Origin of the sequence: Leptospira idonii, from assembly GCF_004770995.1 — a bacterium.
GTDB lineage: Bacteria > Spirochaetota > Leptospiria > Leptospirales > Leptospiraceae > Leptospira_A > Leptospira_A idonii.
The window spans coordinates 715,082-728,197 of record NZ_RQHW01000047.1 but is presented as its reverse complement, the minus strand read 5'-3'; the positions used below and the strand labels follow the sequence as shown (position 1 = coordinate 728,197).

The window sequence follows — 13,116 nt, the reverse complement described above, 5'->3', positions numbered from 1 at the left end:
CAATCTTTTTAAGCGACTGCTGCCTTAAGTGCAGCAATGTCAATTTTTTGCATCTTTAACATGGCTTGCGTTGCACGTTCCGCCTTTTCAGGGTCTTTATGGGATATAAGCTGCAATAGAATTTTAGGAGTCACCTGCCACCACATTCCATACTTATCCTGAAGCCAGCCGCACATGGCCTCTTTCCCACCTCCAGCAAGAAGAGCATTCCAGTAATAATCGACTTCTTTTTGCGTTTCTACGCTGATCATAAATGAGACACCCCAACTGAATTGAAACTCAGGTCCGCCGTTGTAAGAGGAAAATTTCTGACCATTTAGAATGAAGTCTGTCCTCATAGAGTTAGAGACAAGAATTTTGGATTTTTTAAAAATCGATACATAGAATTTCGCAGCTTCATCTGTGTTTGCATTGAACATAAGAAAAGGTGTGATGCTGTGAGTGGGGGAACTTGAGATCTTAATTTTTTTAGTCTTAGATTTAGTTTTTTTTACACTGCTTTTTTTCTTTGGTGCGGCCATGTTCTTCTCCTGTATTCGGACAGATTTATGATTTGGTTTTAGAAATAGTGAGGATGATTGTTTCTAATTCATTCTCATTAAATTGCAACAGAAAAGATTTTTAATTTGTCATTTAATTTAATATAAGGAATGTTCCTCACCTGGTTCAAGTAAGTGAATGTTAAAAAGAAGAAAATTCTTTTTTCATCCTTTCTCTTTCTTTTGCATTCGGTAAATTTCCTAAACCCGCCTGCATATTCTCTTCCAAATGGGAGAGTTTACTTGTGGCAGGAATCACAAACTGAACCTTTTCTGAAGCTAAGATGAATTTTAAAAAATATTCCGCCCAGGTATTGATTCCTATTTCTTTTGCGAATTCGGGCAGATGTTTTCCTTTCGTTTTTCGGAATAAATTTCCTTTGTCGAAAGGTTCGTTGGCTATGACAGTGACACCTTTATCGTATGCTATCGGAATCAAACGATTGTCAGCTTCCGTTTCCGAAATGGAATAAGGAATTTGCAGAAAATCGATTTTTTCGGATTTGAGAACCGCTTCCAATTCAGGGAAAGCGGAAGGAGTGTAATGGGTGATTCCTATATACTTGATTTTTCCTTTTTCTTTCCAATCTTTAATAGTAGTTAGTTGTGTCTTCCAGTCCACCAAATTGTGGATTTGCATCAGTTCCAGATGTTTACGTTTCATTTTGGATAAAGAGGAGGTCATTTGGTTTTCCCCTTCCTTTTTTCCTCGAATCCAAACCTTGGTAGCTAAAAATAATTGAGAATTGATTCCCAATGTTTGGGATACATTCCCCAAAACTTCTTCCGAACTTCCGTACATAGGGGAAGAATCTACCATCCTCCCTCCCCATTCGTAAAAGCGAAGCATAACTTTTTCCAGTTCTTGGATTCTATCTTCTCTTCCTATTGCATCAAATGTTTGATAGGTGCCGAGTCCGATTCTGGGGACGGACTCTCCTCCTGAAATAATTTTCGCTAAAAATTGTTTGGATCCAGTCATACTTGGTTTATTTTCCGAAGAAGGAGAAGGAAGAATATTTCGACTCAGTAAAGGAATCATCAGACTTCCCCATAAAAATCGTTTTCTGGAAAGGAGCATAGTCCACCTCCCTATGGTTCTTCCTTATATTCTGAAGAAAGAACTTTTTCCTTTTTCCCCAGCCAGACGGAGTTCCACAACCAAAGTGCGGATACAAAAACACCTAACATGGAAATTTGCATGGAGTTCATTCCGATCCATCCGAATAGGGTTTGCATCCAGGCACCGCATTGATCCCCAAGTCGGTAGAGAGCAGTGTCCATAAAGTTCTTCGCTTTGAATTTATCCTCTTTCGAAACCAAAGTAAATAATATTTCTCTTGTGGGTTTGGCAAAAGCGAACTGGCAGATTCGTCTTAGAATTTGAAAACAAATAAGGAAGATGACGGAAGGATAAAAACTGAGAAAACCGAAACCCAAAAGACCTAAAAAAGGCAGTACTATGAGTGACCCAGTGACCCCGATCCAATGGATGATTCTTGCAGTTAAAAACACTTGCAGGAAGAGAGTCGCAGCGTTGACCGTGAGATCCATTTTAGCAAGTACAGCCGTTCTTTCCCCCGAAGAGGAAAATGCTGTTTCGAATATACTAATCTGCTGAAAATATAAAAATGAGGAAGTGATCGTATAAATGAAGATATAGGCTGCAGAATTCAAAAGATAAGGGGACTGGAACAAACCTTTGAGTCCTGAAAATAAAGAGCCGTTATCCAGCACCGTTTGATCCAATTCTCCCGAGGATACTCCCTGTCCGAAATCCGTATCGTACATTCGGAATCCTGTTTGAGTGGCCGCTTCCAGAAAGAATGCGGAGATGAGGATCATTGCATAGTGGGGGAGATGTTCCGCAGTAAAAACCGCAATCAATGAACCTGCGATCGCTCCTAAGGAACCTCCCGCAGAGATCATTCCGAAAAGTCTTTTTCCTTCCTCTTCTTTGAAGAGGTCAACTAACAAAACCCAGAATATGGAAACGACAAACAGATTGAAGACGGAAACCCATACGAAGAAAATTCTGCCAGTCCAGACAAAATCGGGAAAAGAGCGGAAACAGACTGCGAATAGAATTAGATTGATGGTAAAAAAACGGAATAAAAAACGAAGGAGAGATCTTCTTCCTAATTTTTGAGTCAGCCAAGAAAAGGGGAAATTCAAAAGGATGATGGCAATCAGAGTCGCACTGAAAAGCCAAGGAAGAGTATTCGTTCCCGTTTGAATTCCCAGTTCGTCCCGAATCGGTCTGAGTATATAATAAGAACAAAGTATAAAGAAAAAAGAAAAGGAGGAGTAAAGAAAAACCGGAAGTTCTTTCTGACGAAATTGAAATAATTTATTCACAAATTCCGCCTACGGGTAATCCATATTTGGCGGAAAGATAACATTGTATTTTTTCATAATCGGTATAGTTCGTAGCCGGGGTAGTATTGTCGATCCCGGTATTATAGAAAATAAGATTCCCCAATCGACCTGCAAGAGAATTTCCCACTTGCGCATAGGTTGTGGTTCCTACTGTGAACGAGGCTATGCAAGAATAAGCGGTTCCTGTAGGTGTTACGGATTGGGTTCTGTCGATTCCATCTTTACTAACGATTCCTGTGCTTCCTCCTCCGTGACTGAGTGCAAAGATCATATTTGAAAAACCGGAACCTAACAAAATATAATTATTCGAACTGGCGACCGCAGGTCCATTGAGTCCGGGAGATTCCTGAAAAGCGGTAAAGTTATTTGTAGGGCCTCCCGTCATATACAGCAGTCGATTCCCATGATGGAAGAGTCCTTTGAAACCACCCCCGGTAACGGAATGGTTCATCGCTCCGAAGTAAGATCCTTGGTTCGTGTTGAAAGACGGAATACAAACCGCGTTCTCGAAATATCTATTTGTAAAATCCAATCCCGGTTTTCCATTGACTCCATTGGATTCGAAAATCGGTTCGAAACCCGCAGGTGCATTCATATCCTGATTGCTTCCGCTGGCATCTTCCAGGTTAGCGACACTTGATAAATGAGTGGTTGTAGTTGCAGTAGCATCCAGAAAAAATCTCAAAGTGGCAAAACCGGTGCCGGATGCATAAGCTCCACCGAATTGGTACGGATGTGGTCCGGCTAACGCTTGTATTTCCGTAGGGGAGAGTGTTCTGTTATAAACCAATACTTCGTCCACATCTCCTATAAAACCGTTCGGATATCCCCCTGAAATTTTGGATCCTATGAAAACTCCGTTAGTCGGGGTGGTTCCTTGTGTAACCGCATAAGAACCCATCATGGCGCCGTTGATATAATGTCTAACTCCTGTTCCGTTAGAGATCGAGACTTCGCATACATGATTCCAGGAATACATCGGCAGTCTGAATGTTGTGTTGGAACTCACCCCTTGGGAATTGTTCGTAATATAATTGGTTCCTGCCGTATTGGTCAGTTCAAAATGGAAAAAGTCGGAACCGCCGTATCCGAAAACTGTCTGGACGTTGAAAGATGGCCGGGAAGTGTTTCTAATCCAAGCGCAAATACTTCTATCCATGGTTTGGTAAGGTAGGTGGTTGTAGGAAGATCCGCTTAGAGTGGAACTTCCCCCAAAACCTGCGGCACGATTTGCATTTCCGAACCTGTCCGAGACGAAGTTGACCGTCCCGTTCACTGTCGCCAGCGTATCTCCGAAACCTGTATGTTCTTTCGTGTCTCCGTTCAAACTGTAATGTGCCACAAGCCCTTCCGGGATCTGCGCGGATAATTTTGCAATTTGATCCGCATTCAAAGCATGATTGTATATCTGCAGTTCGTTGAGTTTTCCTACTAAACCTTCGTTAGATGTAAAGTTTCCGAGCGCAATCCTCGAGTTCGCATGAGAACAATTTGTACTTAATGTTTTGGCCACAGGAGTTCCTGCTTGTGTGCCGTTAAAATAAGCGGTCAATTGTGATCCGTCATGGGAAACACAGATATGGCTCCAAGTATTCAGAGGAATGTTGGCCGCAAAATCATCGTTTGTTCCTTGAGTGGAAACTCTGATTCTTGTCGTGCCTGCCACGGTACCGATCCCGATTCCGAAAAGTTCATTGGCAGCAAAGTTTCCGTAACTTGTGAAATAACGAAACGTTGTGTCTATTTGGGAAAGATGCACCCAGCCGCAAACGGTTCTAGGAGAGTTTCCGTCCGGAATTCCCAAAAGCATGCTTCCACCGCCCGTAGTCAAAAGAACACTGGTCGATTGTTCAAATCGTACGGAGCCGTTCGCATTTCCGTTTCTACTTAAACCGAGGGATCTGGTTCCTGCTCCCGCCGAGTTCGCTATAAAATTATTCGGGCCGTAATCAGGAACGAGAGTCGTGGATGTGAGCTTATGATGGGAAACAAGTCCTAATTCTCCGTCGGAATCGGCAAGCATATTGATTTCAGAGTCGTTCAAAGTTCTGTTATAAACTCGAACATCAGCAATGGAGCCTATAAATTGTTGTACATTTCCTGCTTGAGTTCCTATTTGGATCGTAGAAGCGATCAGATTCCAGCTTTTTGTCGTATAACCGATTATTTTTCCGTTTAAATAAAGTTTTGCGGTAGTGTTTTCGAACGTTCCGCAAAGATGATTCCAGTTCCCCGGAAGTAATCTTTGAGATACGATCAGATCGTTGCTGTATCCTACCAAAGAAATCAACGTTTCCCCAGCAGCAGTTCTTTCCAAACCTAAGCCGAATTGGTTGGAGAAACTTGCCTGGCCCATCACTGCAATCATTCGGAAACCGCTGTTTATCGGGAGATTGTGTTTGATCCAGGCACATAAAGAGCGGGGGCCTGTTCCTGTAGGAAGTCCTGTGCTCGTAGCGGATGTCAATGCGTTGGTTCCGTCAAAACTCAAACTTCCATTGGCGGCTCCGTTTCTTGCCGTATCGAAAAGGACTCCTGTAGTTGAAGTTAAATTATTTTGAGACGCATTATTACTGTTATAATCATTGAAAGTGGAATTGATCGCTGAGTTTGCGGGGAGAGTCGGATGTCCATTGAGCGGCCAGTAGGCGACAAGTCCTTTTTCCTCAACTTTTTTGATCTTTTGGTTTAGATTGTCCGCTAAAAATATCCTTCTTCCATCCGTAGCGATTCCCTGAAGAATTGATTGAAATCCCGCATAAGACCCGTTCGATCCCAAATTTTCTATGGTATTCCCTCCTGCAATCGTATCCCAGAAGTTTTTGCTTTTACTCACTCTTCTGAGAGTGTTCAGGGCTTGGTTGGATCCGTTCGAGTTCGTGATGTAAACCGAATTTTCATTGTCGAAGAAAAGAGCACCCAATCCTGTAATTTGGGCGTTAGAGCCGTATCCGTTTGCGATCGATCCTCCTGCTGAGGATAAAATCGGATTCACTGCTGATGTCCCTAAATTGACTTGCTGCACCGCATTTGTTTCGCCTACGTACAGATAGGTTCCGTCGGAAGCCAAAGCAACCGGTGCTGTGAAAGTGGAGGCAGTGAAAGTAGAAACCTCCCCGGTAACTAAATTCAGTTTTCTAACTTTACCGTTCCCTGTGTCCGCAATGTACAAATTGGAACCGATCAATGCCAGCCCGGAAGGTGAGTTGAACTGGGCTAGTTTTGGGTTCACATTGTCCACATAACCGGAAGGAGATGCAGTGGAACATGTGCTGCTTCCGTCTCCTCCTGCCAAGGTAAAGGAACGTCCCGAACTAATTATGATTTTACGGATTCTATTCCCCGCCGATTCGGAGACGTAAAGATTGGTTCCGTCGCTTACGATCCCGGAGGGAGAATATAAACCTACACCTGTTCCAACGGATGCATCCGCACAGCCGGAAGTGGGAATCCCTGCTAGCAATGTTCCGGCAAGAAGAGTGACCGCACCTGTGCTCGGATTAATTCTTCGGATCAGATGGTTTCCTTTGTCCGTTACGAATAAATTAGTTCCGTCGAATGTGATTCCGTTCGGATTTTGGAACAAGGCTGCCGCTCCCGTTCCGTTGGCATATCCTGAGTTATTTCCTGCACCGAGTGTCACCAAACCCTGGTTTGTATTGTAACGAATCGGAGGAAGCACTCCCGGAAAAAACTGAGTTCCGTTTACGATCTGCCCGGAATGACAGACAAAACTAAGAGGTACATTCGTATTATAAGGAGGGTAACCGGATTGGCCGGGAGAATCGTCTCCATAACTGATCCCTGCAATGGAACAAACTTTTCCAGGGGGATGAGAAGTGATTTCTATCTGGTAATTGGTTCCTGAATCGAGATTGATCGGCAAACTAGCATTCGGTGTCCCGTCGTATGCGATCGTATAGGAGGAAGAAGGGTTTCCTCCGTAGGCAAGTGAAATGCCAATCGTTTCTCCGGAGTTCATCCCGGAAGCATTTCCCGTACTAACCAAGTTGAATTTACGAGGAGAGCAGTTGACCGCTACATTGCTGATGTCCGCAGTAGCGACTGTTCCGCTTCCATTCGTAACAGAACAATCATACCAAGGATTTTGAGGATAGGAAAGAACTTGAACGTTATAGGTCGCCCCGGAGCCCACTCCTGTGCCGAAAGTAAAACTGGCAGAACCTGCGGCGATGGTAAGGTCTATACTTCCATTCAACTGCAAAACGAAAGTTCCCAACCCGAAACTTGCAGGAAGGCCGGTGACCGTACCTCCGATATTATGCGTTTGAGGAGTATAGTTCTGAGTTGTTTGACCGGACGAAGTGTATCCTATCTTACATCCTACAGCTCTCAGACTGATATTTCCTCCTGCGTAAGAATAGGAAGATCCTGGATTTCCAGTAGAACAAGTATTTACTGATCCTCCGCATACGGGGGTGGTTGCGGTGGAAGAACAAAACCAAGCGCTTGTAGTGGTGGTTGAAAAAGCAATGTTATCTCCCGAATATAAGGAAGATGCCGCAGGAGTCATGGAAACGGAAGCTACCTGCAGACTGGAATAGGTGTCTGAGGAAGGAGTAGAAGAAGTCAAAAGGTTTCCACATCCGATGGCGCGGATGGGAGTGGCGCTGTTTTGGGTGACAGTCACACCGCTTGCATATAAAACTTCGGAACCATCCGCCTGGCAACTGGGCGTTGTATTGTCTGTCGTATAATAGATATGAGATGCATTTGCTGAAGATAAAGTGACGGTAACATCGTTATAAAAAGGGCCTGCACCTGTAGGAGAAAAACCGACCGTATTCACCGTTCCTGTGAATGTGGAAACAGTCGCCGCTTCAGTGGAAGGAATGAAGCCGGACTTACAGCTAACCGCTCGAACATTCGCAGTCGCATTGAGCACTAAACTGGTGGAACCTCCAGCGGAACCGTTCGTAGTACCTCCTCCACAGGCTCCTGTTGAGGGAGATGCATCGCAACTAGGAGCCGAGCCGTTTGTCGTATAACAAATCGTATTCGTAATCGGAGCAGTGATGGTAACCACATTGGCAGGGCCGGTCGCCACACTTACTGTAGGTGTGGGGGACTGGGAAGCACAGTTGACTGAGATCGAATTGATATGTCCGCTGACACCGGAACCTGAGCCGGATGAAATTGCACAAACGATTCCCCCTGAAGGCTGAGTGTCTACAGTCACATTATAATTAGAACCGCTTGTAACCGTATTCGGAAAATTAAAGTTAGTTGCTCCGGAAGCGATCGTAACGGTGTCTCCGGAAATTTGATCCCTTAAAACCAAACCGGAAGAAGTCAGCCCAGTAATGGTTCCTCCCAATAAAAATTGAGTGTTGTTGCACGTGATAGGAAGATTGAGAATGGTTCCTCCCACGGTACCAGTGCTGAGAAAAGGAGCGCAAGTCCCAGAGCTAGGTTGTGTCTGTACGGACAAACTGTAACTGGATCCGCTCGCTACTTGAGTGGGGAAATCATACGATCCGTCCGATCCGATCGGAATGGTTTCCGAGTTTTGATTGATGACTACAAGTCCTCCGCCTGACAATCCAGTGACGGAAACCCTCATAATATAAGTGTTAGTGACGCAATTGATATTGGCGATAGGAGATGCATTTTGAGGAAATGTTCCCGAAGTGGGAGTGATCGAACACACTTGCGTAGGAGAAACAGGCTGGGAAAAGACGCTTAAGGTGTATGTGATTCCCGCGACTTGAGGTTTAGAGAGACTGTAACTGCCTAAAGAGGAAACGGGTCTTGTCTCCGTGTCTCCGTTTGAATAAACGGCCGTTACTTGAAGATTGGATCCTGCAAGACCTGTCACCGTACCGGTAACCGTATACTGACTGACTCCACAAATCACTGTTACCGTAGTGACATCGGAAAGAAAAGTACCTTTGGATCCTTCCACTCTGCAGGTTTGGCCAACAGGTTGTTCCTTAATCGTAACTTCGAAAGCGTCGTCCTTTTTGTAAGTGGAACGAAATAAAAAATTTCCGTTCGAACTGATCGTAAGTTCTTCACCTGAATTGAGTAAGACGATTTTTTTACCAGAATCCAGGCCGGAGATGGTTCCCCCTAAAAAATAGCGGGTTGTAGTGGAGAGTAAAAAACGGGTAAATCCTAGGCTTTCCAAAAGGGAACGTTCTAGGGAAGGAAAACTGCAGTTTGAGAAAGCTGCGGCAAGGAAACCAAACAAAAGGAAACGTTTCATCATTGGAAATCCCTTTTTTGACTGCAAGCCTAAGCAATGAAGACACAGCCTCCGCCCTTGGAAATAAAAAATTTCATTAGGCGGAAAATATTACAAAATGTAACTACCTACTCGTTTGGTGTAGCGGTGATATTTACGTGTTAGAAACTTAAACTTTTCTGGACCGTCTAGTGAGAAAGATGCGTTTGTTTCTTAAAAAAACGGAAATCCACAAAGAGGCGATCAAAAAGAAAGAAATAGGGAAGACTCTTTCTGCGATTTCAATGGCGGCCGCCCCGCCCAGATAAGAACATAAAAACAAAAAGCCCAGTTTATAGGTTTTCGGGGAGAGGAAAAGTAAAACGAACATAAGTTCGAAGAAGGCCACAGTTCGGATGTAAGGACCGTAACCTGCTTGTGTGAGACTGGCGACCACAGTTTCATTACCGACGAACTTTGCAATGGCGCTGCCTATCAGAATCACCGCAGGGAAAAACTTAAACGCAAGAGAGAGCTTTTTTTTCCAGTCTTCTGACATAATGTCCTCGCTTCAAAGAGCGACATCATATTAACCGCATGTTAAATTAAAGCAAGCACGAATTGACTGTATTTCATTTCGAGAACCCAATTCTCTTTTGGAAGAATTTTAGGGCGTTCCCCTTCGGGTCGGACTCTCCGCTCCCATCTTTGCTTCGCAAAGTATGTCCGCTGCGATTCCTAACGCAGGAAAATCCTTTTTTAAAAAGATTGCCGTTCTTTCGCAAAGGGGTTTTATGGAAGAGGAGTTTTTTCATGTCTAATCCTTTATCTTCATCCGAACCTTGGTCTCATGTTGCGATCGGTTATAAAAAGAATACGCAGGCATTTCTGGAACCTTACTCCTTGAAGGCGATCGAAATTATAAATCCGCAGTTAGGTGACTACGTTTTGGATGTTGCCACAGGACCTGGAACATTATCTTTACCGCTTTCTAAAATCGTGAAACGAATCGAAGCGATCGATTTCGCTGAATCTATGATCGAACAACTCAAAGGCGGGATTCAAAAAGAGAAAATCGAAAACATCTTTCCTCATTTGATGGACGGCCAAAACCTGCAATTCCCCGACCAAACCTTCGATCTCGCTTTCTCAATGTTCGGTTTGATGTTTTTTCCGGATAAAATGAAAGGTTTGAAAGAAATTTACAGAGTTCTCAAACCGGGAGGAAAAATCGCAATTTCCAGTTGGGCACCAGTAGCAGATTCGAATATGATGCAGCTTGTATTCGGAGCTTTGAGAGAAGCGGTTCCGGAAATCCCTCCTGCACAGGAGAACATCGCCAGTTTGGAAAACCGTGACTATTTTTTATCTCAATTGAAGGAAGCCGGTTTTTCCGAAATAGAAGTGATTCCTTTTTCTCCCGAATACGAAGTGAAAGATCCGGATGAATTTTATCATTCTATGGTAGAAGGAAATGCCCCCATCCAGTGGATGAAAAAATCGATGCCGGAAGAGGTATGGAAACAGAAAAACGAAATTATGTTAGGTTATGTACGTAGAGAATGGAAACTGCTTCCTTCTAAGCTTACTTCCAAGGCGTGGATCGGAATAGGAAGAAAGGCGTCTTAAAAAAATAAATTGACTGTCTTATTTTCATCGTCTTATATCTAAACAACTATTATGAAACTAAGACTATCACTTCTTATTTTACTCGCTTTCGTTTGGAACTGTGCCGGTGCCCAGGAAAAAGACGCTTCTTCCGATGGAAAAGGCGGACTTGTAGAAACGATCATCGAAAAAGCTCAGTCTGAAGAAGGCCAAAAGGCAATTCAGGCTGCAAAAGAAAAACTGCAAGAGAAAGAAACCCAAGACAAACTGAAAGGTTTGGTCACAAAAGAAAAAAAGAAATAATTGATTTTATTTCCATTTCCTGCGGGAAAACCCGCAGGAAAATTCTTTTAAGTTAGGTGGAAGCAGAACTTACTTCATAAAACGGAAACGTTTCGAAGTAGTTTTGTTGAAATGTTTCTATCCTTTCCTTGTGGATGAGTGTGACATCTATATCGTCCCATCCGTTTTTGATTCTTTGTTTGGCGTTTTCTTCCAATCGAAAAGAGTAATCTTTTCCTCCCACTCTGACAGTCTCTTGTTCCAAATCAATCTCTACCGATTCTCCTTCCTTGGTTCGTAGAAAGTTTTTGATCTCTTCCAGTTCTTCTTCCTGCAAACGAATCAATGCGATTCCGTTTTTGGGAGCATTGATGGAAAAGATATCCGCAAAAGAAGCAGCTAAAACCGCTCTAAATCCGAACCCTGCCAAGGCCCAGGGAGCATGTTCTCTGCTGGAACCGCAGCCGAAGTTGCTCCCTGATACCAAAACAGTTGCCTCGGTGAATGGAGGTCGATTCAAAACAAAGTCTGGGTTTTTTACTTTTCCTTCCGAGTCCGAATATCTCCAATCAAAGAAAAGGTGATCACCAAATCCCTGTTTGTGAATCAATTTCATGAATTGTTTCGGTAAAATCTGATCCGTATCGATATCGTTTCTATCTATAACCGCAGCGATTCCCTTATGTTGTTTCCAAGATTTCATAATTCTCTCCAAGTTCTAACGTCCGTAAATTTTCCTTCTACTGCGGCTCCCACCGCCATCGCAGGACTTACCAAATGGGTTCTGCCTCCTTTCCCTTGCCTTCCTTCGAAGTTACGGTTGGAAGTGGAAGCACATCTTTCTCCCGGCTGCAATACATCGTCGTTCATGGCAAGACACATGGAACATCCCGGTTCTCTCCATTCGAAACCGGCATCGATAAAGATTCGATCCAAACCTTCCTGTTCCGCTTGGCGTTTCACTCTTCCTGAGCCTGGGACAACTAACGCTTGTACATTTGGATGTACCTTTCTTCCTTTGGCTAGTTTTGCGGCGGAACGCAAGTCTTCGATCCTGGAATTCGTACATGATCCTATAAATACCTTATTTATTTGAATCTCCGTCATTTTTGTCCCTGGATTTAATCCCATATAACTCAATGCAGAGGATACTGTATTTCTTTCCGAAGCAGGGATCTCTTCCATCTGAGGAATGGTTCCTGTGATGGAAACCGTTTGTGACGGTTTGGTTCCCCAAGTCACTTTCGGTTCCAACCGGGAAATATCTATCTCAACTATCTTATCAAACACTGCGTCTTTGTCGGAACGAAGGGATTTCCAAAAGGAAACCGCCTCTTCCCATCTTTCTCCCTTGGGAGAAAGTTCCTTCCCTTTCAAATAAGAAAATGTGGTTTCATCGGGAGCGATGAGTCCCGCTCTGGCTCCTGCTTCGATGCTCAAATTACAAAGAGTCATTCTTTCTTCCATAGTCATGGAATCGATTGTTTCTCCGGAATATTCTACGATGGAACCTGCACCTCCGTTTGTGCCGATTGTTTCGATCATAAACAATGCCAAATCCTTTGCAGTGGTACCTGCCGGTCTTTTTCCTACAAAACGAATCAACATGGACTTAGGTTTTCGTTGAACAATTGTTTGTGTTGCAAAAACATGTTCCACTTCGCTTGTTCCGATTCCGAAGGCGATTGAGCCGAATGCTCCGTGAGTGGCGGTATGGGAGTCTCCGCAAACGATCACGTTTCCGGGAAGTATGAACCCAAGTTCCGGGCCGACCACATGCACCACACCTTGGTCCGGATGATCCCATCCGAATAATTTTAAGCCGAACTCGTCCGCATTCTTTTCCATAGTATCCATTTGTGTTTTGGAAACAGGTCCGCTTGCATTCTTGTTCTTTCTGTCCTTCGTAGAGACATTGTGATCGATGACGCATAAGGTGAGTGAGGGAAATTTCACCTTTCTCGATTTTTCCCTCAAACCTTGGAAGGCTTGTGCGGAGGTGACTTCATGCACCAAATGACGATCCACAAAGAGAACGGATTCTCCCTGATCCAAAACCTGAATTTCATGTCTGTCCCAAATTTTATCCAATAAGGTCTTCATATTTATCTTTCCTTATGA

The 13,116-nt window shown here is 43.8% G+C and carries 9 protein-coding genes; 2 read left to right on the top strand and 7 right to left on the bottom strand.

All coding sequences use genetic code 11. The features are described 5' to 3' along the window. Positions 1–8 precede the first annotated feature (8 nt). From EHS15_RS15380 to EHS15_RS15360, 5 genes are all read right to left on the bottom strand, one after another. The gene (locus tag EHS15_RS15380; protein ID WP_135761431.1) at positions 9–521 is read right to left on the bottom strand and encodes a VOC family protein; all 513 of its coding nucleotides are present in this window, start codon (positions 519–521) and stop codon (positions 9–11) included. A gap of 160 nt (positions 522–681) precedes the next feature. Next, entirely contained in the window at positions 682–1,620 is a 939-nt protein-coding gene (locus EHS15_RS15375) for an aldo/keto reductase (protein ID WP_135761430.1), read from the bottom strand. A gap of 11 nt (positions 1,621–1,631) precedes the next feature. Then, positions 1,632–2,897 (bottom strand): NTP/NDP exchange transporter, encoded by a 1,266-nt coding sequence (locus tag EHS15_RS15370; protein ID WP_135761429.1) that lies wholly within the window; start codon positions 2,895–2,897, stop codon positions 1,632–1,634. Next, positions 2,890–9,150, bottom strand: coding sequence for a LamG-like jellyroll fold domain-containing protein (locus EHS15_RS15365; RefSeq protein WP_135761428.1), 6,261 nt, complete (start codon positions 9,148–9,150; stop codon positions 2,890–2,892). The genes EHS15_RS15370 and EHS15_RS15365 overlap by 8 nt, the downstream gene beginning before the upstream one ends. Before the next feature lie 145 nt (positions 9,151–9,295). Continuing rightward, a complete protein-coding gene (locus EHS15_RS15360; RefSeq protein ID WP_135761427.1) occupies positions 9,296–9,664 on the bottom strand; it encodes a hypothetical protein in 369 nt (122 codons plus the stop codon). Between the two features lie 254 nt (positions 9,665–9,918). Here EHS15_RS15360 and EHS15_RS15355 point away from each other — a divergent pair, with 254 nt between their 5' ends. Further along, on the top strand, positions 9,919–10,734 hold the full coding sequence (locus EHS15_RS15355) for a class I SAM-dependent methyltransferase (protein WP_135761426.1): 816 nt from the start codon (positions 9,919–9,921) through the stop codon (positions 10,732–10,734). A 51-nt stretch (positions 10,735–10,785) separates the two neighbouring features. Beyond that, positions 10,786–11,016 carry a hypothetical protein gene (locus tag EHS15_RS15350; RefSeq protein ID WP_135761425.1) on the top strand — a complete coding sequence of 77 codons (231 nt, stop codon included), beginning with the start codon at positions 10,786–10,788 and terminating at the stop codon, positions 11,014–11,016. Positions 11,017–11,068: 52 nt separating this feature from the next. Here the strand turns inward: EHS15_RS15350 and leuD are convergent, their stop codons facing one another. Both leuD and leuC read right to left on the bottom strand, forming a co-directional pair. Further along, complete coding sequence (leuD, locus tag EHS15_RS15345; RefSeq protein WP_135761424.1) at positions 11,069–11,698, bottom strand: 3-isopropylmalate dehydratase small subunit; 630 nt, start codon at positions 11,696–11,698, stop codon at positions 11,069–11,071. Beyond that, on the bottom strand, positions 11,695–13,098 hold the full coding sequence (leuC, locus tag EHS15_RS15340; protein ID WP_135761423.1) for a 3-isopropylmalate dehydratase large subunit: 1,404 nt from the start codon (positions 13,096–13,098) through the stop codon (positions 11,695–11,697). The genes leuD and leuC overlap by 4 nt, the downstream gene beginning before the upstream one ends. Between the last annotated feature and the right edge of the window lie 18 nt (positions 13,099–13,116).